The 25,981-nt window shown below is 35.4% G+C and carries 23 protein-coding genes; 11 read left to right on the forward strand and 12 right to left on the reverse strand.

Annotated elements, in window-relative coordinates; translation table 11 throughout:
* Positions 1 to 37: 37 nt before the first annotated feature.
* From ACP7AQ_RS09660 to ACP7AQ_RS09675, 4 genes are all read left to right on the forward strand, one after another.
* On the forward strand, positions 38 to 322 hold the full coding sequence (locus tag ACP7AQ_RS09660) for a TIGR03643 family protein (RefSeq protein WP_426063560.1): 285 nt from the start codon (positions 38 to 40) through the stop codon (positions 320 to 322).
* A gap of 50 nt (positions 323 to 372) precedes the next feature.
* Positions 373 to 1,056: an SDR family NAD(P)-dependent oxidoreductase gene (locus ACP7AQ_RS09665; RefSeq protein ID WP_426095320.1), complete on the forward strand. Its 684-nt coding sequence runs from the start codon at positions 373 to 375 to the stop codon at positions 1,054 to 1,056.
* A gap of 143 nt (positions 1,057 to 1,199) precedes the next feature.
* Positions 1,200 to 1,811 (forward strand): GTP cyclohydrolase I FolE, encoded by a 612-nt coding sequence (gene folE, locus ACP7AQ_RS09670; protein ID WP_244281805.1) that lies wholly within the window; start codon positions 1,200 to 1,202, stop codon positions 1,809 to 1,811.
* Positions 1,812 to 1,950: 139 nt separating this feature from the next.
* Complete coding sequence (locus ACP7AQ_RS09675; RefSeq protein ID WP_426095321.1) at positions 1,951 to 3,369, forward strand: SDR family oxidoreductase; 1,419 nt, start codon at positions 1,951 to 1,953, stop codon at positions 3,367 to 3,369.
* Between the two features lie 79 nt (positions 3,370 to 3,448).
* Here ACP7AQ_RS09675 and ACP7AQ_RS09680 read toward each other — a convergent pair whose 3' ends face one another.
* The 7 genes from ACP7AQ_RS09680 to ACP7AQ_RS09710 form a co-directional block, all read right to left on the reverse strand.
* Complete coding sequence (locus ACP7AQ_RS09680) at positions 3,449 to 4,744, reverse strand: cryptochrome/photolyase family protein (protein ID WP_426095322.1); 1,296 nt, start codon at positions 4,742 to 4,744, stop codon at positions 3,449 to 3,451.
* Positions 4,744 to 5,205, reverse strand: coding sequence for an SRPBCC family protein (locus ACP7AQ_RS09685; protein WP_426095323.1), 462 nt, complete (start codon positions 5,203 to 5,205; stop codon positions 4,744 to 4,746). Before ACP7AQ_RS09685 ends, ACP7AQ_RS09680 begins: the two co-directional genes overlap by 1 nt.
* Positions 5,206 to 5,391: 186 nt before the next feature.
* Entirely contained in the window at positions 5,392 to 5,832 is a 441-nt protein-coding gene (locus tag ACP7AQ_RS09690) for a sterol desaturase family protein (RefSeq protein WP_426063555.1), read from the reverse strand.
* 46 nt (positions 5,833 to 5,878) lie between these two features.
* Complete coding sequence (locus ACP7AQ_RS09695; protein ID WP_426095324.1) at positions 5,879 to 6,718, reverse strand: phytoene/squalene synthase family protein; 840 nt, start codon at positions 6,716 to 6,718, stop codon at positions 5,879 to 5,881.
* A gap of 1 nt (position 6,719) precedes the next feature.
* On the reverse strand, positions 6,720 to 8,195 hold the full coding sequence (locus tag ACP7AQ_RS09700) for a phytoene desaturase family protein (RefSeq protein WP_426095325.1): 1,476 nt from the start codon (positions 8,193 to 8,195) through the stop codon (positions 6,720 to 6,722).
* 38 nt (positions 8,196 to 8,233) lie between these two features.
* Positions 8,234 to 9,130 carry a MerR family transcriptional regulator gene (locus ACP7AQ_RS09705; protein ID WP_426063552.1) on the reverse strand — a complete coding sequence of 299 codons (897 nt, stop codon included), beginning with the start codon at positions 9,128 to 9,130 and terminating at the stop codon, positions 8,234 to 8,236.
* 79 nt (positions 9,131 to 9,209) lie between these two features.
* Entirely contained in the window at positions 9,210 to 10,160 is a 951-nt protein-coding gene (locus tag ACP7AQ_RS09710; RefSeq protein WP_426095326.1) for an ion channel, read from the reverse strand.
* 231 nt (positions 10,161 to 10,391) lie between these two features.
* Between ACP7AQ_RS09710 and ACP7AQ_RS09715 the strand changes: the two genes are divergently transcribed.
* Positions 10,392 to 11,027 carry a phosphoribosyltransferase gene (locus ACP7AQ_RS09715; RefSeq protein WP_426095327.1) on the forward strand — a complete coding sequence of 212 codons (636 nt, stop codon included), beginning with the start codon at positions 10,392 to 10,394 and terminating at the stop codon, positions 11,025 to 11,027.
* A gap of 340 nt (positions 11,028 to 11,367) precedes the next feature.
* Here the strand turns inward: ACP7AQ_RS09715 and ACP7AQ_RS09720 are convergent, their stop codons facing one another.
* On the reverse strand, positions 11,368 to 11,553 hold the full coding sequence (locus ACP7AQ_RS09720; RefSeq protein ID WP_426095328.1) for a hypothetical protein: 186 nt from the start codon (positions 11,551 to 11,553) through the stop codon (positions 11,368 to 11,370).
* A gap of 353 nt (positions 11,554 to 11,906) precedes the next feature.
* On the opposite strand from ACP7AQ_RS09720, the gene ACP7AQ_RS09725 reads away from it, so the two are divergent.
* From ACP7AQ_RS09725 to ACP7AQ_RS09745, 5 genes are all read left to right on the forward strand, one after another.
* The gene (locus ACP7AQ_RS09725) at positions 11,907 to 12,797 is read left to right on the forward strand and encodes a dienelactone hydrolase family protein (RefSeq protein ID WP_426095329.1); all 891 of its coding nucleotides are present in this window, start codon (positions 11,907 to 11,909) and stop codon (positions 12,795 to 12,797) included.
* A 624-nt stretch (positions 12,798 to 13,421) separates the two neighbouring features.
* Positions 13,422 to 14,957, forward strand: a complete 1,536-nt coding sequence (locus ACP7AQ_RS09730) for a CHRD domain-containing protein (RefSeq protein ID WP_426095330.1) — start codon at positions 13,422 to 13,424, stop codon at positions 14,955 to 14,957.
* Between the two features lie 771 nt (positions 14,958 to 15,728).
* Positions 15,729 to 16,556, forward strand: a complete 828-nt coding sequence (lgt, locus tag ACP7AQ_RS09735) for a prolipoprotein diacylglyceryl transferase (RefSeq protein WP_426095331.1) — start codon at positions 15,729 to 15,731, stop codon at positions 16,554 to 16,556.
* Positions 16,557 to 17,458: 902 nt separating this feature from the next.
* Positions 17,459 to 18,922, forward strand: a complete 1,464-nt coding sequence (locus tag ACP7AQ_RS09740) for a M28 family peptidase (RefSeq protein ID WP_426095332.1) — start codon at positions 17,459 to 17,461, stop codon at positions 18,920 to 18,922.
* 105 nt (positions 18,923 to 19,027) lie between these two features.
* Entirely contained in the window at positions 19,028 to 20,110 is a 1,083-nt protein-coding gene (locus ACP7AQ_RS09745; RefSeq protein ID WP_426095333.1) for an ATP-grasp domain-containing protein, read from the forward strand.
* Between the two features lie 225 nt (positions 20,111 to 20,335).
* On the opposite strand, the gene carB is transcribed toward ACP7AQ_RS09745, so the two are convergent.
* Together carB and rpmH are read right to left on the reverse strand one after the other, a co-directional pair.
* Positions 20,336 to 23,188 carry a carbamoyl-phosphate synthase large subunit gene (gene carB / locus ACP7AQ_RS09750; RefSeq protein WP_426095334.1) on the reverse strand — a complete coding sequence of 951 codons (2,853 nt, stop codon included), beginning with the start codon at positions 23,186 to 23,188 and terminating at the stop codon, positions 20,336 to 20,338.
* A gap of 157 nt (positions 23,189 to 23,345) precedes the next feature.
* Entirely contained in the window at positions 23,346 to 23,507 is a 162-nt protein-coding gene (rpmH, locus tag ACP7AQ_RS09755; protein ID WP_007136275.1) for a 50S ribosomal protein L34, read from the reverse strand.
* A 163-nt stretch (positions 23,508 to 23,670) separates the two neighbouring features.
* Here rpmH and ACP7AQ_RS09760 point away from each other — a divergent pair, with 163 nt between their 5' ends.
* Positions 23,671 to 24,186, forward strand: coding sequence for a DUF2892 domain-containing protein (locus tag ACP7AQ_RS09760; RefSeq protein WP_426063542.1), 516 nt, complete (start codon positions 23,671 to 23,673; stop codon positions 24,184 to 24,186).
* Between the two features lie 131 nt (positions 24,187 to 24,317).
* Here ACP7AQ_RS09760 and ACP7AQ_RS09765 read toward each other — a convergent pair whose 3' ends face one another.
* Together ACP7AQ_RS09765 and ACP7AQ_RS09770 are read right to left on the reverse strand one after the other, a co-directional pair.
* On the reverse strand, positions 24,318 to 25,211 hold the full coding sequence (locus ACP7AQ_RS09765) for a lytic transglycosylase domain-containing protein (RefSeq protein ID WP_426095335.1): 894 nt from the start codon (positions 25,209 to 25,211) through the stop codon (positions 24,318 to 24,320).
* Positions 25,212 to 25,252: 41 nt separating this feature from the next.
* Positions 25,253 to 25,921 (reverse strand): alpha/beta fold hydrolase, encoded by a 669-nt coding sequence (locus tag ACP7AQ_RS09770; RefSeq protein ID WP_426092608.1) that lies wholly within the window; start codon positions 25,919 to 25,921, stop codon positions 25,253 to 25,255.
* Between the last annotated feature and the right edge of the window lie 60 nt (positions 25,922 to 25,981).

Genomic DNA, 25,981 nt, shown 5'->3' on the forward strand with positions numbered 1-25,981 from the left:
TAAGAAATCAATAGCAATATCAAATAAACAAAATACCGTGACTATAAAAAAAGAACTTACTGATTTAGACAAAGACCGAATCATAGAAATGGCTTGGGAAGACCGAACTACTTTTGATGCTATCTTATTGCAATTTGGATTAAAAGAACAAGAAGTGATCGACTTGATGCGTACCGAAATGAAACCATCTAGTTTTAAAATGTGGCGTGAAAGAGTACAAGGTCGCAAAACAAAGCATGAAAAGTTAAGAGATTTTCGAGAAGGTCGGTTTAAGTGTACGATGCAAAGACAAATTAACAATAACAAGATTTCCAAGCGATAGAGCTTAGTGTTCAATGAGCAGTAATCTGTTAAAATAATAACATATAAAAAATGAAAAATATAGTAATCATTGGCGGTAGTAAAGGAATTGGTAGTGCTATTTTGTTGCAACAATTAGAGACAAACTTGGTTTACAACATCAGCAGAAACGCACCTGTTATCACACATCCCAACCTAAAACATTTTTCCGTGGATGTTTTAAAAGATACACTTCCAGATATAGAAGCTGTAGATACCTTAATTTATTGTCCGGGTTCCATCAATTTAAAACCTATTGGAAGCCTGAGCATAGATGATTTTAGAAACGATTTTGAAATTAATGTGATTGGAGCTGTAAAAACCATTCAGAAATATTTACCTATTTTAAGGAATGGGACTAATCCTTCGATTGTTTTGTTCAGCACGGTCGCTGCAAAATTGGGAATGCCGTTTCATGCCAGTATTGCTACTGCAAAAGCGGGAGTGGAAGGATTAGTAAAATCGCTGGGAGCAGAACTGGCATCGGTAGTACGCATCAATGCCATTGCTCCCACGATTACCGAAACAACACTTGCAGCAGGTATTTTGAGAAATGATCGAATGAAGGAAAATATGGTAGAACGCCACCCTATGAAAGGCTATCTAAAACCGGAAGAAGTAGCGAACATGGCCAATTTTCTAATTTCAGAAAATGCCAAATCTATTTCAGGTCAAGTTTTCGAAATGGATTATGGAATCGTAACTTTTAAAATTTAAATATAAATTAAAAGCTATCAGATAGCGTCTTTTTTACCATTAAGGAATAAAGGAGAAGTGCTTCCTTTTTAGTAATTCCTCAATGTTTATAAAAACATCCAATAAAATAATTAGCCAAACTTAAAATTGAAATACAGCATACCATGATAAAAGAAATGAAAAGTTACGAAAAAATCGAACAATATGATACTGAAATAACGCAAGCATTAGCAGATAACTACAAAGTAATTATTGAAAATTTAGGCGAAGATGTTACTCGCGAAGGTCTTGAAAAAACACCCGAACGTGTAGCTAAAGCCATGCAATATTTAACTCATGGTTACGGATTAGATCCATTAGAGATATTAAAATCGGCTATGTTTACCGAAGATCATAAACAAATGATTGTGGTAAAAGATATCGAAGTGTACTCCATGTGCGAACACCACATGTTACCATTTTTTGGAAAAGCACACGTAGCGTATATTCCAAACGGGAAAATTGTGGGATTGAGTAAAATCCCGAGAGTCGTGGATGCTTTTGCCAGAAGAATGCAAGTGCAGGAAAGATTGACGGACCAAATTAAAAACTGTATTCAGGATGCTTTAAACCCACTTGGAGTAGCAGTAGTGATTGAAGCGCAACACATGTGCATGCAAATGCGTGGTATTCAAAAACAGAACTCAGTTACAACGACATCCTCTTTTACAGGAGCTTTCGAGAAAGACAAAACAAGAAAAGAATTCATTAGCTTACTTTCTAACAAATTGAGTTAAATTTAATTATTAACAGATCAGGTTTCTCATTAACTAAAAATAGCTCACACATTAAATTGATTATACAAATTGTAACCGATGTTTTAATTGGTTTAAAATGCGATTTAATCCGTGTAACATATAGCAAAAAATACAAACCATGAAAATTCTCTTAACAGGCGCAACAGGTTACATCGGGAAGCGACTTTTACCACTGCTGATAGCGCAAGGACACGATATAATTTGTTGTGTGAGAGATAAAAACAGGTTTTATTGTCCTGTTGAATTTCAAAAAAATGTTACGGTAATTGAAGTTGACTTTCTGAAGCAAGAAACATTGACCGCTATTCCTGCGGCTATTGATGCAGCTTATTATCTGATTCATTCTATGTCGGGATCCGCATCCAATTTTGATGAATTAGAAAGTGAATCGGCATTGAATTTCGTGCAACGGCTGAATGAAACTGCAGCCAAACAAGTTATTTATTTGAGCGGAATTGTCAATGACAAATCGCTTTCGAAACATTTATCTTCCAGAAAAAAAGTGGAAGAAATTTTAAATACAGGAACTTTCGCCACAACCACTTTACGAGCTGGAATTATTGTTGGTTCTGGGAGCGCATCGTTCGAAATTATTCGGGATTTAGTGAATAAACTTCCCATTATGATTACGCCAAAATGGCTCAATACTAAATGCCAACCCATTGCAATTCCTGATGTTCTTGAATTTTTATCCAAATCATTATTAAATCCTGTAACATACAATCAGAGTTTTGATATTGGCGGACCGGATATTTTAACATATAAAGAAATGCTTTTGGGTTTTGCTGAAGCCAAAAAATTAAAGCGATGGATATTTACAATTCCTGTAATGACGCCAAAATTATCCTCGTATTGGTTGTATTTTGTCACCTCAACATCTTACAGGCTCGCGTCAGCTCTGGTCAGCAGCATGAAAGTGGAAGTCGTTTGTAGTGATAACCGAATAAATGATTTATTGCATGTAACCCCAATGTCGTACAAACAAGCATTATCTCGTGCTTTGATAAAAGTAGACGAAGACAAAGTAGCTTCAAGCTGGAAAGATTCCTTAATAAGCGGACGTTTTAACAGTAACATGTCGGAATACTTGAAAGTTCCAAAAAAGAATTGCTTTATCGACCGACGCAAAATGGAAATCATCGACCGGGATTTTACCATCAGAAGGATTTGGTCAATCGGTGGTGATACGGGTTGGTATTATGGCGATTGGTTGTGGGATTTACGAGGATTTATTGACAAATTATACGGTGGCGTGGGTTCCCGAAGAGGAAGAACGAACCGACATGATATTCATTCCGGAGATGCTTTGGATTTTTGGCGCGTTTTGTATGCCAACAAAGAAGAAGGAAAATTAATTTTGTTTGCCGAAATGAAACTTCCGGGTGAAGCTTGGTTAGAATTCAAAATTATCGGAAATACTTTATATCAATCCGCAACTTTCAGACCTGAAGGTATTTGGGGGAAGTTATACTGGTATTCTGTTTTGCCTTTTCACGGATTTATCTTTAACGGAATGCTTCAGAAATTAATTAAATAATTTTCTTTTTTAAACATATAAGTCATGTACGTTTTTAGATAATGTTTTAAAACTTAAATGACTTATATGTTAAATCCTTTTACTTTAAAATTCCCGCTTTGTAAGTTGCAATTGCTCTGTCTCTTGCCATTGCGTGCTCTACCATTGGTTTTCCATAACCTAAATCGAATTCTTTAATCCATTTGCGGATGTAAATTCCTTTTTCATCGAATTTTTTTTGTTGTATCTCCGGATTGAAAACACGAAAGTAAGGTGCGGCATCACAACCGGTTCCGGCTGCCCATTGCCAGTTGCCAACATTGGCAGACATATCGTAATCCAATAATTTCTCCGCAAAATAGGCTTCTCCCCATTGCCACTGAATCATTAAATGTTTGCACAAGAAACTCGCTACTACCATGCGGACTCTGTTGTGCATGTAACCGGTTTCATTGAGCTGACGCATTCCGGCATCAACCATTGGATACCCTGTTGTTCCCGTACACCAACGTTTAAAGTCAGCTTCGTCATTGCGCCATTGAATCCCATCATAAGCCGCTTTAAAGTTTTGCGTAACTACTTTTGGAAAACTAAATAATATTTGCATGAAGAATTCTCTCCAAATCAACTCACTCAAAAATACATCGTTTTTATGAAATGCCCAATTGACTAATTTTCGGACGCTTACAGTTCCAAAACGCAAATGTGGTGACAAATGAGAGGTTTTATCCAAGGCCGGAAAATCTCTTATTTCTTGATAATTTGATATAAATTTTAGGTTATGAGGCTTTACTTTTGAGGAACTCTCTTCAAAACCTATTTGTTCCAAAGTAGGAAAAGCAAAACTGTGTTTGTGGAAATTAGAAAAATGTACTTCGGTGTCGTATTCCTGAACCGGAGTCATTGATTTGTATTTTTCTAACCATTTGTTTTTAAATGGAGTGTAAACCGTGTATGGTAGTCCATCTGCTTTTGTGATTTCTTTTTCTTCAAATATAACTTGGTCTTTATAAGAATAAGTAATGATTTCATTTGTTTCTAAGAATTCTCGAATTGCCGTGTCACGTTGTATTGCGTAAGGTTCGTAATCTTTGTTAAAGAAAACTTCTTTGACGTCAAATTCTTGTAAAAGAGACTGCCAAACATCCAAGGTTTTTCCTTTTTTGATTAAAAGTGAACTTCCTGTTTCCTGTAATTGCGCATTTATTTTACTAAGTGATTCGTAAATAAATCCTACTCGGGCATCGTTTTTTGGTAAACTGTCTAAAATGGAATCATCAAAAATAAATAATGGTATTACCAAATATTTAGACTGTAAGGCTTGAAATAAACCAAAGTTGTCTTCCAGACGCAAATCGCGTCTGAACCAAAAAACAGAAACTTGTTGTTTGCTCATTACTTTGAATTAAACATTTCGTCCACTGCAGTAACGCGATAAGCGAAAATGGATTTCAATTTATTTTTTACGACCAACGTATTCATGATTCGACCCAGAAAACCAAGCGGCAATCCGTAATGCACCACATCCGTCATTTTGGTTCCGTTTGTTGTTGCTTCAAAGAAATGCTTATGATGCCAAAAACTGTAAGGACCAAAACGTTGTTCGTCTATGAAATAACTATTTTCCTTTACTTGAGTAATTAAAGTCATCCAAGACAAAGTGACTCCAAAAAGTGGTGTTACTTTATATTGAATAATTTGCCCTGGATACATGGATTTATGATCGTAATCCGTGATTTGAAAACCCATTCCTTCTGGTGTGATCTTCTGAAGATTTTTTGGATTCGAAAAAAAAGCCCAGCATTCTTCGACAGTTGCATTTACGTGCTGAACGGTTTCTTGTTTGTATATTTTCATGGTTGTGTTTTAAAGATAAATACCTTCATGGAACACTGAGTTCGCGTGAGGGATAAAAGTGGAGCTCTTTTTATGACTACCCTGTCAGGGTTCAAAACCCTGACAGGGTGGTGATAAAAAAGCGGGAACGGATAGCCCGACCCAACTGTAACGCTAGTGAAAGTGAGGTCACGCCCCAATTACTCTTTAAATTTTGTAGTATTTGAAAGGTACGAAAAGCATTCCGAAACATTCTCCGTACTCTTTGCCCAAATGTTTGTGATGTATTTTATGGGCTTTTCGCAAACCGATTAAATACTTGTTATTGGTGTGTTTGAACCACTTAAACCGTTGATGGATTAAGACATCATGGATCATGAAATAACACAGACCGTAAAACATAATTCCCAGTCCGATGAAGAATTTATAGTTCAAACCTCCTTCGACACCATAATAAAACAGAACGATACTTGGAACAGCAAAAATTACAAAAAAGATATCATTCCGTTCAAAAACATTCGCATATTTAGGTTCATGATGATCCGCATGGAAGTACCACATTGATCCGTGCATTACATATTTATGGGTGCACCAGGTTACGCATTCCATTATTAAAAAAGTACCTAGAAAAATCAAGAAAAATATCATTTTGTTATGTATTTAAGTGTAACAATTTTTTAAAATAAGTTGTCATTTAAACTAACTTTAATTTATAAGACACAAAAGATTTTGCCAGCAAACCGGCTTTGGTGTAGTTAGAAACTCGGATTCTTGCACTTCCTATTTCGTGACAAGGCGTGTTTTCTAACTTTTTTAATAGTTTTTTGTAGTACACAAACGCTGTATACACGCCAAACTTAGCTTCAATAGGAAGTTTTATAATTCCTTCGTAAGCCACTCTGAAATCTTCTTCGATTTCATTGATGATAGCCGTTTTCGCATTTTCATCAAAAGAATTCAAGTCAACTCCGGGAAAATAATTGCGGTTCAAAACCAAATTATCGTCCTTTAAATCTCGCAGGAAATTTACTTTCTGGAACGCAGAACCTAACCGCATCGCTTCACCTTTCAGTTGCTCATATCGTTTATTATCCCCGGCCACAAAAACCTTTAGACACATTAAACCAACGACATCCGCAGAACCGTAAATGTAGGCGTCATACTCTAATTTACTGTGATAATCTGATTTGATCAAATCTAATTTCATACTTTTTAGAAAAGCCTGAATAAGGTCGTCCGTTATATTATACCGTTTAACCGTGTGCTGGAAAGAGTTTAATATCGGATTTAGACTTATTCCTCTTTCAAAGGCTTTGTAATACTCATCTTCAAACTCAGTGATTAAACTTTCTTTATCATAACCATGGAAGGTATCCACGATTTCATCCGCAAAACGAACAAAACCATAAATGCTATAAATGGCATCCCTTATACTTGGCGACAGCATATATACCGCCAAAGAGAAAGAGGTACTGTAATTTTTAGTAACTAACTTGCTACATTTAAAAGATACATCATCAAATAATTCCTTCATACTATTGTTCTGAAAATTGCTTATTAATTAATTCCGATACTAATTTTCCAGAAATTAGTGCTGGTGGAACGCCTGGTCCCGGCACGGTCAATTGACCGGTAAAATATAAATTCTTAACTTTTTTGCTCTTTAACTTTGGTCTCAAAAATGCGGTTTGCATTAAAGTATTTGCCATTCCGTAAGCATTTCCTTTGTACGAATTGTATTCTGACACAAAATCATTTTTACAGAATGATTGTTTAAAAATAATATTATTTTTTACACTTTGTTGTGTTAAAGTTTCAAAACGATGCATTATTTTTTCAAAATATTCTTCTCTCAAGGACTCAGTATCATTGATTCCCGGAGCCAAAGGTACCAGAAAAAAGCCAGATTCCATTCCTTCCGGAGCGGCAGTTTTATCGGTCACCGAAGGAAAATTTGCATAAAACAACGGTTCTTTTGGCCACTGCGGTTCATCATAAATATCTTTGGCGTGTTGGTAAAAATCAACATCAAAAAACAATGCATGATGCGAAATGTTTTCAATTTTTTTGTTGAAACCTACATAAAACAATAACGATGAAGGTGCGAAAACTCTGCTGTCCCAATATTTCTCAGAATACGCTCGGTGTTCCTGATTCAACAAGGTTTCGGTGTGATGGTAATCTGCACCGCTCAAAATCAAATCGGAAGCAATGATTTCACCATTGACCTGAATGGCTACTGCTGTTTTATTTTCGACTATAATTTTTTCGATGTTGGAATTGGTTTGAAATTTCACTCCCAATTCTAACGCTAAATTTTCAATTCCTCTCACGACATCAAACATTCCTGTTTTGGGGTGCCAAGTTCCCAAACCGAAGTCGGCGTAATTCATAAAACTGTAAAACGACGGCGTATCCGAAGGTTTGGCTCCCAGAAACAATACGGGAAATTCCAGAATCTGAATTAGTCTTTCATTCTTAAATTTTTTACGAACATCTTTACTAACAGTGCTTAGAAATTGTCCCACTTTCATGGCTGTTTCCACAGTTATTAATTCGAGTGCTGAAACGCCCGGACGGTACACTAAATCTTTGATCGCGATATCATAATTGCTTTTGGCCTCAGCCATAAAGTCATTCAGCAATTTGCCGCTGCCTTTTTCGATAGCCTCAAAAGCAAGTGTAATATCCGCTAAATTGTCTGCTATTGTTATGAAATCATCAATTCCGTAATACACTCGGTAGGCAGGAGACAATTTTATGAGTTCATAATAATCCGTGGTTTTTTTTCCAAAATCAGCAAAGAAACGTTCGAAAACGTCTGGCATCCAATACCAACTTGGCCCCATGTCAAAAGTAAATCCTTCTCTCTTTAATTGTCGTGCTCGTCCGCCTACAGCATCATTTTTTTCATATATTGTGACATCGTGGCCGCTCTGTGCTAAATACGCCGCAGCTGCTAATGCAGAGAACCCAGAACCTATAATCGTAATCTTTTTTATTTTCTTCATTTGTTTAGCAAATATACGAATTGTTTAAACAAGAACAGTTAAATCCAGTCGACTAATTCCGTAATTGAATTAAAAATTGTAATTCGCTCCGAAACTTCTTCTTTTTTAATAAACTCAACCATTCGTCCAATATACCATAATTCAGTGGTATCATCCAACAACTCATCAGACATTTTTTGAATGTAACTGTCGATAATATCTTTTTCGGGTTGCACCGTAAGGTACGATACAAAAACAATGGAATTAAAATGCTTTTTCAAATCTTTCAGATTTTCAATCGGCATACTTTCCCCTAAATATATCGTCTTGTAGCCATTCAACAGAATTTCATAATTAAGATACATTAATCCTAATTCGTGGATTTCATTCATAGGAAGTGACAAAACGAAAACTTTATCGAGTTTGGTTTGTTTTAAAATCTGAAGCTTTTCAGTATTGATTAAAAGTTTTTGTTTAATTAAATAGCTGATAAAATGTTCGTGAGCAGGCGTTATAGTATCAGACTGCCACAACAATCCAAGTTCATTCATTAAAGGAATGAAAACTTGATGAAAAATTTCTTTGAATGATTTTTCCGCAATCAACCAATTATAGGTATTAAAAAATAGCTCTTGGTCAAAGTTCATCATTGCCATTTTGAACTCACTAATAGCGTGACTTTTGGCTGTTTTACTCGATATTATTTCGCGTACTAAAGACGGTATTTTTTCTTGTGGATAAGTCGCTATTTTTGAAATTTTATAACCATAATCATGTAATAATGTGATGTTTAATAGTTTTTGCAAACTCACCAAATCATATAATCGGATATTTGTATCAGTACGCATCGGCTGAAGGATATCATACCTTTTCTCCCAAATTCGTATCGTATGCGCTTTGATCCCTGAAAGGTTTTCAAGATCTTTTATACTAAACACACTTTTTATATTGTTCATCTTTTGTCTAAATTTATTAAACAAATGTAAAATATTAATTTAACATTCTGCTCAAAATAAATAAAAACTATGCGTAATACTATAAATCAACGTTGTTGTAAACATTTAACTTATCCAAATTAAGAATTGTTCTTGAATTGTCGGCACTTCTGGTGTACATCGGTTCAAATTGGGCACCGTAAATAACCTCGTCAAAAGTATACGAGGTGCGAGCGGCAACAGTATTACTAAACATATCGTCAAAGGTTTTTATAAAGACGAGTATCTCACCATTGGTTGTTTTAAAATCAGCTGCCGTGAATTTATAAAGCGGACTGTCTTCTGTAATTGGATGTACTAAGGTCCAACTTAAAGTCAATGCATTTATCTTGTCCAATTCTAATTCCAACGCGTAGAATTTATTGGTCCTTCTCCCGTTTTCCTCCACGCTCATCCCAAGAGTTATTTTGGCTTCAGCATCCGTGAAATTTGTATTTTTAAATGGTGTGGTTCTAATCATCAAACCGGTAATTTCTCCATATGGTGCAATTACAGCGTTATGGGAAAACTTCAAAAAAGCGGTAGGCTTACTAAATCGGCCAAAAAATAAACCCGTAGCAATGGCAAAACTTAATAACCCTATCAGCGCTTCGGCAGCAGAAAGCGCACTGGCTAAAAAACCGCTAGGACTTATATGCCCGTAACCCACTGTGGTAAAGGTTTGTGCACTGAAAAAATAAGCCTGTCCAAATTTGACCCATTCATTATCTGTAGTTGAAATCCCATTCAGATGTTCGATTCCAATTCCGTAATAAATAGAAGCAAATACAAAATTGATAGCCACGTAAAACGAGAGAATGATCAGTATAAATTTCCACCCTTGCATATCAATCATAGTGTGATACCAACTGATGCGATGCAAAAAATGCATTCCCTGTTTCTCTACATTAGCCGTCCCATTTTTATTAACGAAACGTCCGCCATAATTATTGGCGTTGGTTCCAAAACCTGTATTCTTATCAGCTTTTGCTTTGGCATTTATTGTATTCAAGGGAAGATTTTTTTTAATAATTATTTGCTAGTAAATTTAGTTAAAATCCCGTTCAAAAAAAGATGCTTTTTCCAGTTAAATTAAAATTCATGTAAGACCCAAACTAATCGAGAAAATTTCCATTCGAGATTCCACTATTAAATACAAAAAAACTGGTATAAAATATAAAACTACTTGAAAATCAGTACCTTTATATTTATTATTTATAATAATTATTAAAAACTAAATAGAATGAATAACGAGCTACTAAAAGATAGAATTGAGGCTGGATTATTGCTTTCTGAAAAATTAAAAAAATACCAAGATACAAATAGCGTAATTCTTGCCGTTCCCAGAGGTGGCGTTCCTGTGGGAATCGTAATTTCAAAAACCTTACATCTTCCTCTGGATATTGTACTTGCAAAAAAAATTGGTCATCCTTCTAATAAAGAATTTGCGATCGGGGCTGTTTCCATGGACTCCATGATTCTTGATGAGCATTCAGACGTCCCTAAAAAGTTTATCGACGATGAAATTATTAGACTCCGACAACAACTGGATGAAAAATATGGACGCTACATGGGCAACAGAAAACCGCTTGATCTCGAAAATAAAAACGTGATTTTAGTAGATGATGGTATTGCGACAGGAAATACGCTACTCTCCTGTATCACCATGTTGCGAAAAAAAAATCCTTCGAAAATAATCGTTGCTGTTCCAGTAATACCCTATGATACTGTGCCCGTATTTGAAAAAAATGCTGATGAGTTAATTTATTTGACTGCTTCTAAATATTTTAGGGGAGTTGGTAGTTTTTATGAAGAGTTTAACCAGGTGGAAGATGAAGAAGTGATTCAAATGCTGCGCTTAGGTACAACAACTGAGTAAGGCGATCTTACAGTTTGTAACATAATTAAAATTAGAAATCATGGAAAAATTAGATTTGGATATTGCTTTATCCAGAGTGACATAAAAAGGAGATTTGATACGACTGGAAATTGCGACCGGAATCGATTTGTTCCCTTACGAAAGAGGCAGCAACGTACCCAACCCCGAAATAGAATGGTAGCAGAACTTATTTAGCAATAAAACATGGGCAGTGTCCTTTTTGATTTACTCAACGAAGAAGAAAATGAAATGCACAAAAATCACTTTCATATTGATTTTCTGAATGACTCTTTGATTGAAACGACACAATCGATACTGCAATAAGACAAAACCAGCAAACTTACCATCGTTTTTTTGGGGCACGTACAAAAGCCACATCTGCATTCCGTACAACAACACATTCCAACGAAAAAATTAAAGCTGTGGTTTCCGATGGCGGGCGTCTGGATTTAGTCATAACCGAATTGCCGCTCTTTACTGCTCCCACTACATTTATTGTAGGAAGTCTTGACACTACGGTAATCATGATGAACAAAATGGCTTAAAAAAACTGAAATCAATAAAACAATTAACTGTAGTTTCCAATGCCAACCATCCTTTTGAAGAAGCCGGTTAAGTACAGGAATTGCTGGTTGTTTTTTTGAAAAATAAACTATAAAATTTGCGTAAATCCAAATTATCAGCGTCCTTAAAACATGCATTTATTGTATTACCAAAACGCCAATCTTGCGACCTCTCTTTGTGGTTATAAAAAAATATACCACAAAGCAATTAGAATTCCATTTTGCCTTGTTGTAACTGATTGCTCTAAAAAATGAAATTACTGTCCTGTAAAACAATCACTTTTTTTCCTAATTTAGTTGAATCAAAAAAAATGCTATGAAAGAAATAACCAAAAAAGATATCAGTCAGGAAATATTTGACTTATACGACGACTATGCCCACAATAAAATTGAAAGAAGACAATTTGTCGAGAAACTTTCCCTTTTTGCGGTAGGAACACTCACGCTTCCGTCACTTCTGAGTTTTATGACGCCCAATTACGTGGATTCTATCTTAATCAAGCCAGACGATCCAAGACTACAATCAGAATTTATAACTTACGATTCTCCTAAAGGCGGTGGAACGATCAAAGGACTTTTATCGCAACCTACCGCAACCAAAAAGAAACTACCGGGAATCATTGTCGTACATGAAAACCGCGGACTGAATCCGTATATTGAAGATGTAGGACGAAGAGCCGCTGTGGAAGGCTTCATTACTTTAGCACCGGATGCATTATCGCCTCTGGGCGGTTACCCCGGAAATGATGATGCAGGAAGGGAATTACAAAAAAAACGGACCCGTGAAGAAATGCTCGAAGATTTCATTGCAGCTTACAAATACCTAAAATCGCACAAAGATTGTAATGGACATATAGGTGTGGTAGGATTTTGTTTTGGCGGCTGGATTGCCAATATGATGGCGGTCAAAATACCAAAATTATGTGCCGCAGTTCCGTATTACGGAGGACAGCCCACTGCAGCAGAAGCTGAAAAAATAAAAACGCCAATCATGGTGCACTATGCCGGTTTAGACACCCGGGTAAATGAAGGTTGGCCCGCTTACGAAGCCATCCTTAAAAAAAACAAAGTAGAACATGTCGCTTATTTCTATGAAGGTGTGAATCATGGTTTTCATAACAATACGACTCCCAGATACGATGAAAAAGCCGCAACTTTATCGTGGACAAGAACGATAGATTTTTTCAAGGAGAAATTGAAAAAATAATTTTATTTTTTAAAGTCCCTTGATCGGGGCTTTTTTTTGGAATTAATTTTAATTATTTGCGAAGAAAACATTAAGTAAATTGAACTATCTTTTAACAAGTGGGCAAAGTCCATGAAGATAAAGATGAGCAAAGGGCCTGAGTTCATTGCTAAAATAACCAGAGGCTAAAGCGAGGTGCATCGCATCGGTTTCTATTATATCCATTTGGGGAATCCCACCCAAAACGACTGCATAAAACGTTTCTTAGGCCGTTACAGCAGTGGGTCTAAAATGAGTTCATCTTTGATTACATAGACCGGTTCAGCGAAACGGCAGAATCATGGAACAGGATTATAACTCCAAAAAGCCCCGCGAATCTCTTCGAGGCAAGTCGAAGGTACAACAGGCCGAATTTAATGTTTCTGGACGTTAGTTCCAGAAGGATTAAAAACGATACCTTTTTTGAAGTTTTGAACAAGCACCAAATTCTAATTTGGAAGCCATTCCAAATTCAGTTAAATAAATCATGACTTATTATTATTATTATTATTATTATGTTAAATAAATCACAAATTTACAAATATTAAGAAACAATTATAATTATTTTTGTTTAATCTTTACATAAAAAAACTAAACAAAAAGACTATGAAAAATTTTAGCAAATTATTTTCCTTATTGTGTTTTCTAGTAGTTAGCACAACTTTTTTTATTGGATGTAGTGATGACGACACTTCACCACAACTCACTGGGGAATCTAAACAATTCAACTTGTACACTAAATCAAACCCTGCTATCAGCGGAACCGTTACGTTTTCGAAAAGAAATGATAATGCTACGCTTATTACTGTTCAATTAAGCGGCACAAATGCTAGTGGAAGTCATCCAGCACACATCCATGCTGGTACAGCAGCAGAAAGTGGAGCCATTTTACTCGACCTAACTTCTGTTACTGGAAGTACCGGCAAAAGTGAAACGGTTGTTACAGCTTTGAATAATGGCTCGCCCGTCACTTACGAGCAGTTAATTACTTTAGATGGTTATGTTAATACCCACCTTAGCGGAACCGATCTTGCAACATTGATAGCGCAAGGCGACATTGGTATTAATGAACTCACAAGTACCAGCAAAACGTATACCTTAAGTGCCGTTTCTAATAGTGCCATAAGTGGTACAGCGAAATTTACCAAAAGGGTAAGCGGTAAAGCTTTGGTAAGTATTGCGCTAACGGGAACAACTCCAGGAGTTAGTTCTATTGCACATATTCACGTTAACACTGTCGCTCAAACGGGCGGTGTGGTAGTAGATCTTACATCAGTAACTGGATCGACCGGAAAAAGTGATACTAGTGTAAACAAACTTAATACTGGAGCTGCCATAACTTATGATGAGCTTTTGAATTTTAATGGATATATAAATGTTCATGAAAGTGCTACCGCTTTATCAACATTAATCGCACAAGGTGATATTGGTAAGAACGAACTTACTAATACCAGTAAAACCTACACGCTAAATGCTGTTTCTAACAACGCCATAAGCGGCACAGCAAAATTTACAAAAAGGGTGAGTGGTGAAACTTTAGTAAGTATTTCCTTGACTGGCACAACTGCTGGAGTTAGTTCTCCCGCACACATCCATCTAAATACTGCGGCTCAGGGAGGAGCTATAGCTATCGACCTTACATCGATCATCGGTGCTACTGGAAAGAGTGAGACCAGTGTGAGTAAACTCAATAATGGAACCACCATTACCTATGAGGAGCTTCTAAATTTTAATGGATACATAAATGTTCATCAAAGCGCTAGTAATCTAACAACCATAATTGCTCAGGGCAACATTGGAGCTAATGCAGTAAATTCGAATATTGTAAATTACAACATAACCAATTCAGGTTCTTCATCTTACGTATTTAATGGTGGAGGGTTGACGAATGGAAGTAATCCAAATTTGACTTTGCAAAGAGGTAAAACGTATAGTTTTACTATGAATACACCAGGACATCCTTTCTTAATAAAGACCGTCCAAACGACCGGCAGTGCAAGCGCTTACAACAACGGTGTTACTAATAATGGTGCTTCGAGTGGTGTCATATCTTTTACTGTACCCAGTGATGCACCAAACACATTATATTACATCTGTGAGTTTCATTCCTCAATGACAGGTATTATAACAATTACCAATTAAGTAAAAAAAAGTATTCAAATAAAGCCAGTGCAGATGTACTGGCTTTATTTATTGAAATTATCCCGTCTTAAAATAAGTAGCCCCATCACTAACCTATTTCCGAAAACTATCGAAAACCTCAGTAATAAATGCACATTTTTATGCTTAAATATTAGTGACAAATTACTGTTTCATATTTGGTAAATAGATTTTTAAATATTAGCACTTATTGCATGATAACAAATTCACTCTTACAATCAAAAACTACATAATTGATTCTACCCGCTCTCCAAAGTGCTACTTGAACTATGCTGGCCAAATGCCTCCGACTTTGACTCTCGCTCTCCGAAGTGCTACTTGGTTTACGCTGGGCAAATGTCTCCGACTTTGATCGATAATGATAATCTACTAAAACTAAATACAATCTTATAAAAAAAGCCCTACACGGGGCTTTTTTTATATATAAACCCAGATACCATGAAAAAGCCGCAACTTTGTCGTGGATAAGAACCATTGATTTTTTCAAGGAGAAATTGAAGAAATAATAATTATAAGTTTTCATATTTAAAAGTCCCGGTAATGGGACTTTTTTAAATCTATTTTTTTTAAAAAAATATTACATAAAAATAAGGGAGTTAGAAATTTGTTTACATTTGAAAATAAATAAAATCTGACGTTTATTCGACAAAGCCATCCAATTTAGGGATGATAAGTCTGATGTCGTCATTACTATATACTATTTGGTGGCAAGTTTACCAAAATATCGCAAAAAATAGAAATTAATAAAAAAATATGATTGCATTGTACATAAATTGGGATTTTGACTCTGAAATAATAAACATTTACGGTTTTCCATTAAAATATTACGGACTTTTATTTGCTTGTGGTTTGGTTTTATGTATGTACATCCTAAAAAGAATTTTTAAAAGAGAAAACTTAAAAGATAGTGCACACGAAGCATTGTTTGTTTATGGAATAATTGGAATTTTTGTCGGAGCGAGATTAGGACATTGTTTATTTTACGACTTTGATTATTATTCAAAAAACTTATTAGAAATTATTTTACCTATTAAGAAAACTCTAAACGGAGAATACAAATTTATTGGCTTTGCAGGTTTAGCAAGTCACGGAGGTACAGTTGGATTAATTATTTCACTCTATCTATATTCAAAAAAATATGAAATAAGCTATCTTAAAACACTGGACTTGATTGCAATTGTTGCGCCACTTGGAGCAACATTTATAAGACTTGCAAATTTAATGAACTCTGAAATGATTGGCAATCCGACTTCAATGCCATGGGCATTTATTTTTAAACGTGTTGACAATATACCAAGGCATCCAGCTCAACTTTATGAAGCAATTTCATATTTAATGATTTTTATTATCGTTTTCACTATTTACAACACTAAAAACATAAAGTTAGGAAATGGTTTTTTGTTTGGTTTAACAATAACTTTAATATTTGTAATGAGAATTTTAATAGAATTTCTAAAAATAAATCAAGTAGAATTTGAAAAAGGAATGAGTTTAAATATGGGGCAAATATTGAGTATTCCTTTTGTGTTATTGGGATTATACTTTGTAGCTTTTAATTTACTTAAAAACCAACCTAAATAAAAAAACCAGTCACCAACAGCGGTTTTGACCTAGTGTGTGATTTATTGGAATTACCGTTTCGCATCAACTCTTCTGCAAAGCCGAAAATTGAAAGGTTACGAATTTCCCACCATCTCAAAGCAGCTGGAACTCAAACTCTCTAACAACCTTCTTTTTGATTGCTTACATTTTTTGTATTAAAAATCGCTTAAATTATTTGCGCAACCCCGATACCGCTTATATCACACAATCGTTAGCGCAGTTTTGTAAACTGTGCCCAGAACAATAGACAAAGCGTTAAATTCGAGTTTTAAAAATTTTCCAGATGCTGTCCAATATTTTACTGCTTTACAATCTAACTGCTCAATAATTATAACTAGAAACGGAAAATACTTTAAGCATTCTACAATTCCAATTATGACAGCTGAGGAATATTTATTTAGCATTATATAAACCGACTACTGCCAAAAGCTAGACTTCGTTGCGTCTATAGCACCAACAATAAAACTCTTGCTGTTTTGCGTAATCGAAACATGAAATCAAACAAATGAATCCTGAATTAAATTTATTACTAACAAGAGAAGGTTTAGATATGAGCGACGACCTTAATGCTCCTAATAAACGGTTAAGAAACCAGGATACAAAATAAAGTCCCAAATAGAATCGTTATGCGACACATTTCTTAGTAAACGAAACGGATTTACGTTATATTCGGGAATTATTAGAGCGCAATAGTAGAAAAACTCACAGCCAATGAAGTACCAAAAGCATTCAGCAAATAAAAAGTCATTTTGATGATTTGTAATAAAACATTATCTATACATTTGGAAAGGCTAGGCTATTCAACAGTGATTACAGACAGGCTGCCATTACTTGCAGATCCTTTACGATTTTAAACTTTTCAATTTTTAAAAATAAACCTTATGAAATCCAAACAAATTCTTCTTTTAATATTATTTATTTCCACTTCGCTTTTTGCGCAAAGCACAGCACCACAATTAGATAAAATTAAGCAGCAAAATCTAAAAGATGATTTATATGAACTGGCGGGTGACGCCTTTCGGGGACGAAGAGGAGGAGAACTTGGCGAAATGCGAGCTTCTGTTTGGGTGGCTCAAAAGGCCCGTGAAGCTGGCCTTAAACCAGCAGGCGAAGATGGAACCTACTTCCAGTTCTTTAATCTGAAACGCAGCCGTGTGGCCAATAGTAGTGCTGTTAGTGTAAATGGTAAAGCACTTGATCTTTGGAAAGAGATTTGGCCAACTAATTTGGTTGACACTGTCCTAGAAGGCTCCGTAGTTTGGTTAGACAAAATACCGGATAATACTGTCGATCTGAAAGGCAAAATTGTAGCTATGAATATTATGCCTCCAACCCCCGTTATTCAAGACTGGGTGAGCCTCTGGCAATATCGTTATACCGCTTCTGCCATGAATCAGCAGGGAAAAGAACTCCTCAGCCGCGGTGTTACTGCTATCATTTTTGTTGCTGATGATACTGTAGAATCACTTATTTCGTTTACGGGATTTCATTATCAAGAAGGAAGTTATGGAATTGAAGGTGCCGAATCCTCTACTGCAGCTACGGTACCAATTATGTTGGCAAGTAAACAGTTAAAAAATATATTTTCTAAACAAGGCGCTTATTTAAAAACTAATTTGAAGGTAGAGAATTTTGACTATCCTTCTATTAATGTTGTTGCAAAGGTTGATGGAACTGATCCTAAACTGAAAGAGGAATATGTTTTATTCAGCGGTCACCAGGACCATGACGGAGTAGGACCTGCTGTTAACGGTGATCCTATCTGGAACGGTGCTGATGATAATGCATCAGTAACGGTAGCGATGCTTGCAATAGGGAATGCGTGGAGTACACAACCCGCTAAGCGATCGGCTTTATTTGTGTGGCACGGATCTGAGGAAAGAGGTTTATTGGGTTCTCGCTATTTTGTTAGCCATCCCACCGTTAAACTGCCCTCCATAGTTGCTGTTTTAAATGGCGATATGATAGGACGCAATGCATCTGATTCTGCGGCGCTATTAGGCGTAACAGAACCTCATCTTAATTCTTCTGACCTTGTAGCTATCACTTTAGCAGCTAATAAAAGTATTGCCAACTTCAAAGTAGATACTTCTTGGGATGCTGCAGATCACCCAGAAAATTGGTACTTCCGAAGCGATCATCTTCCCTATGCTCAAGCTAATGTTCCAGCAATATTTTTCACCACCTTATTACACCCTGACTACCATACCCCCTTCGATAGCCCAGATAAAATTGACTACGTAAAACTTACTAAGATGACAAAGTGGATTTATGAAACCGGATGGAGAGTTGCTGAAAGTGCCAAACGTCCTGCTTTAACTATTGAAATAAAAAGTAAAAAATAACTAACTATTATGTTCTTAATAGACAAGCCATTTGTTTCCGATTTTCTTATCAAAACAATAAAAGATAATAATTATAAAATAATCGCAACCAAAGTAGCAAAAGAATTGGTAAAAGATGATTCTTTGGCGTGGATAGCCGAAGAGGAAGCAATCGCTTTACTAAAAAATAATCCAGAAATTTCTCTTTATAGCAATTCAGAGAACGCATTAGCTTGGATCGATCAAAATTATGGAGAAAGTGAATTATCAAGTCAATTACAAGTTTTAAAAAATAAAGTAAAGTTTAGAGAACTTATAAAAGAGTTATTTCCCGACTTTTATTTTAAGCAAATAAGTATTGAAGAAATCCAACGATTGTCCGATGATGAAATTCGGTTCCCTTTTGTAATTAAACCTGCTGTTGGTTTCTTTAGCATAGGAGTTCATATAGTAGAAAATGAGAAAGACTGGATAAAAGCTAAAAGTGAGTTACAACCGGATAAACTTAAAAGTATATTTCCTGAAAATGTATTAAACACAAGTAATTTTATTATTGAAGAATTTATTCGTGGAGAAGAATATGCAATCGATTATTATTACGACAATAATGGAGATGCTGTTTTGTTAAACGTTTTACACCACCTCTTTTCATCCGGAACAGACACAAGTGATCGGGTTTATTTAACATCCAAAGCAATCATTGAAAAGTATAAAATTGATCTTGAATGTTTTTTAAGTAAAATTGGTAAAGAGTTACATTTAAAAAATTTCCCGGCTCATGCAGAAGTCCGCATAGATGAAAATGGAAAAATAATCCCCATCGAAGTAAACCCTTTACGCTTTGGTGGATTTTGCACCACGGCCGACCTTCTAGGAGTAACTTTAGGATTTAATGAATACAAATGCTTTTGTGAAAACAAAAAACCAGACTGGGATACTATATTTAAAGGAAAAGAGAATAAAACATTTAGTGTCATTGTTTTGGATAATAATTCAGGAATAATCCCTTCGGATATTTTAAGATTTAACTATTCAGATCTTGCTAAAGATTTTGAAAAACCAGTATTAATTAGAGAATTAGATATAAATAAATATCCTGTTTTTGGATTTGCTTTTATTGAAAGTACAGCTAATAATCAAAAAGAATTAAATGATATTCTGACCTCTGATTTAAGAAAATATATAGTATCGAAAGAAGGAAAATTTTAAAGTGAACATGCTAACTTAGCCATCATAGAAAGTTAAGAAATAATCTTAATTTTAATCTATGAAACAAGTGCGTAAAATTTACGAAAAAGCTTTCAAAAAAAAAGCTGTCCAAAGCTAGACTTGGTTGCGTGGCACAATAAAAGCATCCGCACTATTTTACCTTTCAGCAAATTCCACAAAAAAAGCCCCAAACGGGGCTTTTTACATATAACAAAATTCAAGTTTTTATTTACTCAAATACATTTTTCTTCTCGAATACAATTCATAGAACTGATCGTCTTTCAAGTCATCAATAAACAAGATGCTTTCCCCTGTTGATTTCATTTCCGGTCCTAATGCTTTGTTCACATTATGGAATTTACTGAAAGAGAAAACCGGTTGCTTGATAGCATATCCTTTCAACTGTGGGTTGAAAGTAAAGTCGGTTACTTTATTGTGACCTAACATTACTTTAGTCGCATAGTTCACATACGGCTCTCCGTAAGCTTTTGCAATAAATGGAACCGTACGAGACGCTCTAGGATTGGCTTCAATGATGTAAACGATATCATCTTTTATCGCAAACTGTATATTAATTAAACCAACCGTTCTCAAAGCCAACGCAATATTCTTGGTATGGTCTTTTATTTGTTGCATTACAAATTCCCCCAAGTTAAACGGCGGCAAAGTGGCGTTACTATCTCCAGAGTGTACTCCGCAAGGTTCGATGTGCTCCATAATTCCTATGATGTACACATTTTCGCCATCGCAAATTGCATCGGCCTCTGCTTCTATTGCGCCATCCAAATAATGGTCTAAAAGCAATTTATTTCCTGGAATCGTTTTCAATAAATTGATAACGTGCTCTTCTAATTCTTGTTTGTTGATTACAATTTTCATTCCCTGACCACCCAACACATACGAGGGACGAATCAATAATGGAAAGTCCAAAACATCTGCTAGAGCAGAAGCTTCGTCAGCAGTTTCTGCAATTCCAAATTGTGGAAAAGGAATTTTTAAATCGGTTAACAATTCTGAGAAACGTCCTCTGTCTTCGGCTAAATCCAAAGCATCAAAGCTCGTTCCTATTATTTTAATACCGTATTTAGATAGTTTTTCGGCCAATTTCAAAGCCGTTTGACCACCTAATTGAACGATTACGCCTTCTGGTTTTTCATGTTGGATAATATCGTAGATATGTTCCCAGAAAACGGGTTCAAAATACAATTTATCGGCTGTATCAAAATCAGTCGAAACCGTTTCCGGATTACAGTTAATCATGATGGTTTCATAGCCACATTCTTTGGCAGCAAGCACACCGTGAACGCAAGAGTAATCAAATTCGATTCCTTGTCCAATTCTATTTGGGCCAGACCCAAGAACAATTATTTTCTTTTTATCAGTAACAGTACTTTCGTTGTCCACGTAACGAGTACCGTCCGCTTTTTCTATTTCGGCTTCAAAAGTTGAATAGTAATAAGGCGTTTTTGCTTTGAACTCCGCCGCACAAGTATCTACTAATTTAAACACACGATTGATGTTCATTGTAGTTCGCAACGTATGCACTTGGCTTTCTAAACAACCTACCATGTGCGCGATTTGTCTGTCGGCAAAACCTTTTTGTTTCGCTTCCAATAACAATTCTCTTGGCAAAGAATCAACTTTATAATTTGAAATTTCTTTTTCTAACGTATAAAGCTCTTCATATTGTTTTAAGAACCACATATCAATTTTAGTGATTTCATGAATACGACTCAATGGAATTCCCAGCGCGATAGCATCGTAAATCACAAAAACACGATCCCAACTCGCAAAAGTCAGTTTCTCGATAATCTGTTCGTAGTTCGTGTATCCTTTTCCGTCAGCACCCAAACCATTTCTTTTGATTTCCAAGGATTGCGTTGCTTTGTGCAAGGCTTCTTGGAACGAACGTCCAATTCCCATAACCTCACCTACTGATTTCATTTGAAGCCCCAAAGTTCGGTCAGCTCCTTCGAATTTATCAAAGTTCCAACGAGGAATTTTTACAATCACATAATCCAAAGTTGGTTCGAATAATGCCGAAGTCGATTTAGTAATTTGATTTTGCAGTTCATCTAAGTTGTACCCCAAAGCTAGTTTGGAAGCAATTTTTGCAATTGGATAACCCGTTGCTTTTGATGCCAAAGCAGAAGAACGAGAAACACGAGGATTGATTTCAATCGCTACAATGTCTTCTTTATCGTCGGGCGAAACGGCAAACTGCACGTTACAACCTCCAGCAAAATTTCCGATGCTACGCATCATCAATATTGCATAGTCACGCATTCTTTGAAAAGTCGTGTCAGACAAAGTCATTGCTGGCGCAACAGTGATGGAATCTCCGGTGTGAATTCCCATTGGATCCATATTTTCGATCGAACAAATAATAACAACATTGTCATTTTTATCTCTCAAAAGCTCCAATTCATATTCTTTCCAACCCATCAAAGCCTTATCAATCAAGACTTCGTGAATAGGAGAAGCTTCTAAACCTCTAGTTAAGAGTTCATTAAAGTCTTCTTTTTTATAAACGATAGCTGCTCCTGTTCCGCCTAAAGTAAAGGACGGACGAATTACTAATGGGAAACCAAATTCCTGAGCAATTTCTTTTCCTCTCAGATAAGACGTACATATTTCTGCCGGAGCAGATGGCACACCTATTTTTTTAAGCAATTGTTTGAACTGTTCTCTGTCTTCGGTAATATTGATAGCGTTTACATCAACACCAATTAATTTTACGCCAAAATCCTGCCAAATCCCTTTTTCATCGGCTTCTAAACAAAGATTTAAAGCCGTTTGCCCTCCCATCGTAGGTAAAACTGCATCAATCTGAGGATGTTCCTTTAAAATTTGAATAATTGATTTTGTCGTTAAGGGCAATAAATAAATATGATCCGCCATTGAAGGATCGGTCATAATCGTTGCCGGATTGGAGTTTATTAAAATAACTTCAATTCCTTCTTCACGAATAGAACGTGCAGATTGTGATCCCGCATAATCAAATTCACATGCTTGACCAATAACAATAGGACCTGAACCTATTATTAAAACTGATTTTATGGATGTATCTTTTGGCATTGTATAGTGATATTGTGTTGTGTAGTTGTTGTTTTGAAAAGATTAAAATTACTGAACTCAAATCTTTTAACTGTAAATCTTAAACATTTTTTAACGAATAGGTATAAAAAAAGGCGATACTAAAAAAAGTAACGCCTTATTTATGTTTATACAAACATTATTTTTTGTGTCTTGGTTCGCAAGAAACAGTCAATTTATGTCTTCCTTTAGCTCTTCTTCTAGCAAGAACTTTTCTTCCATTCGCAGAAGCCATTCTGTCCATAAATCCGTGCTTATTTCTTCTTTTTCTTTTCGATGGTTGAAACGTTCTTTTGCTCATTGCTTTGTATCTTTAAAATCTTATTTATATGTCTTCTTATTTTGAATAACCGTTATTCTAAAACCGAGTGCAAATATACAAAGACTTTTTTTCCTCACAAGTAGTTTTGTAAAAATATTTTCATTTCATTTTACTATATTTGTGATCTTAAAATAATCACACTATGTTTCACAGAAATATTAAACTTATTATCGCCGGACTTATCATCGCTACTGGCATTTGGCAATTCACAGAAAGCAATATCGGTAATGGAATCTTCCTAATATTATTAAGTGCAATTCCTATATTCCTTTACTTCAAAAACGAATTCATCTTATTGGCTTTCTTAAAACTAAGAAAACAAGATTTTGAAGGTGCCCAAAAATGGTTGGCGTACATCAAAAACCCCGAAACAGCTTTAGTACAAAAACAACAAGGCTATTTCAATTACTTGCACGGAATTATGCTTTCACAAACAAATATCAACAAAGCGGAAAAATATTTCAGAAAAGCAATTGAGTTAGGATTATCAATGGATATGGATTTGGCTGTAGCCAAATTAAACTTAGCCGGAGTTGCCATGACACGCAGAAGAAAATTAGAAGCTACTTCCCTATTGAATGAAGCTAAAAAATTAGACAAACAGAATATGTTGAAAGATCAGATCACAATGATGAAAGATCAGATGAAAAAAATATAATTTATACAACTACAGAAAAAGGGTCAAATGATAACACATTTGACCCTTTTTTTATAGTTTAAGCATTGAAGTCAACGATTTTATAACTCCACTTATATTTTCTTAAATGCCTGATATCGTTTAAAAAATAATTAATACCCTTTTAGAGGAATTTCAATTTGGTATTTTTTACCAGTATCATTTATTAATTTGGTTTCCCTGAGCCAAGGATTGTGTATTTTCAAAATCTTATAATTAATCCCTTGTCCTTTTGCAAATGCCGCCAAATCTGTAATCGAACTGTCAATTTCGATTTTCTTGGTTGGCAAAATTTCATACAAATCACCCGGAAGTATATTAAACTCATATTTTACCTGATTCTTCATGATCTCTTTCAAAGCTAAAATCCTAAAAACATAGCGAGACGTTTCTTCCGTAAGCAGCAAATCATAATAGTCAGACACTTTTTGGATTCCAATTTGTTTATTGACACCTGACATTCCCCCATTGTATGAGGCTGCCGCCAAAGTCCAGCTTCCAAATTTTCCTTTGGCACTCAAAAAATAACTGCAAGCTGCTTCCGTCGATTTTTCAAGGTCATAGCGCTGATCTACATTTTCAGTCACTTCCATTCCGCGTTCCTTTGCTGTATCCGGCATGAATTGCCAAACTCCCCGTGCTCCAGCTGGCGAAACTGCATTCACCAATCCGCTTTCAATTACTGCCAAGTATTTGAAATCGTCCGGAATACCATTCTTTTTCAAAATAGGCTCAATTACCGGAAAAGCGCGATTGGCTCTTTTTATCGCTAAAATTGTGGACGCGTGTAAATTCACATTCACCAGCAATTCCCGATCAAAACGTTCCATTACATCTGATATTTTTAATGGTGTTTCCTCACCGGCAAAGTCTAATTTCACAGGAAAATTAGAAACAATTCCATCTTCAATATTTTTTTGTTTTGCATCATTTGTTGTAGCAAAAACAAATAGGCCACTCGCAAATACTACGGTACTTATTACCGCTACTTTATTAATTAATTTCATCTTTTTCATTTTTATCCTTTCATATCGTTATTAAAGTGTGATTACTTCATTTTTGCCCCCAATATAATCGAAGGTAAATTTTCGTTCAACCATTTGTATTTATTCAAAATCATGATGTGCGTCCCGCCTTTTACAACGATACAATTCTTAATATATTTTATAGGAAACACATCATCCGCATCACCGTGAATGTGAATTACGTTTTCATCAACAACGGTTCTATCCCATAAAATCACTTGCTCCACAGCCCAATTTAAATACCGAATATCCCTAACGGAAAGGAATTTCTCATATAATTTGAGCCGTTGATTTACTTTTTCACCAAAAGAAAACTTAGCCAGACTTTCGATATTTGCAAATAAACTCATCGGAATGAGTTTATAGGCTTTGGTGGTTTTAGCAATTTTTAGTCTTCGAGGAAATTCAGAATTACATCGTACACTCGAAATAATGATAACTTTGCGTGCGTCCACATATTTTGCCATTTCCTGAACTAAGATTCCACCAAAAGAAACACCAATCAAAACGGGATTTTTATGCTTTATTTTCTTTGTAATTCTCTGGGCATAATGCGTTAATGATTCATTGTCCAGCGGAATCTCCCACTCTAACAAATGGATTTCAAATGTGTCTTCGGGAAGTACAATACGCTCAAAAATAGCAGCACTTGACGCCAAACCAGGCATTAGATACACGGGGATTTTAATCATAATTGTTTTAACGATTTTATAACAAAATTTAGTCTTTTTATAGCGAATTTTGTATAAAAT

This window comes from Flavobacterium sp. DSR2-3-3, assembly GCF_049896585.1.
In the GTDB taxonomy this organism is placed as follows: domain Bacteria; phylum Bacteroidota; class Bacteroidia; order Flavobacteriales; family Flavobacteriaceae; genus Flavobacterium.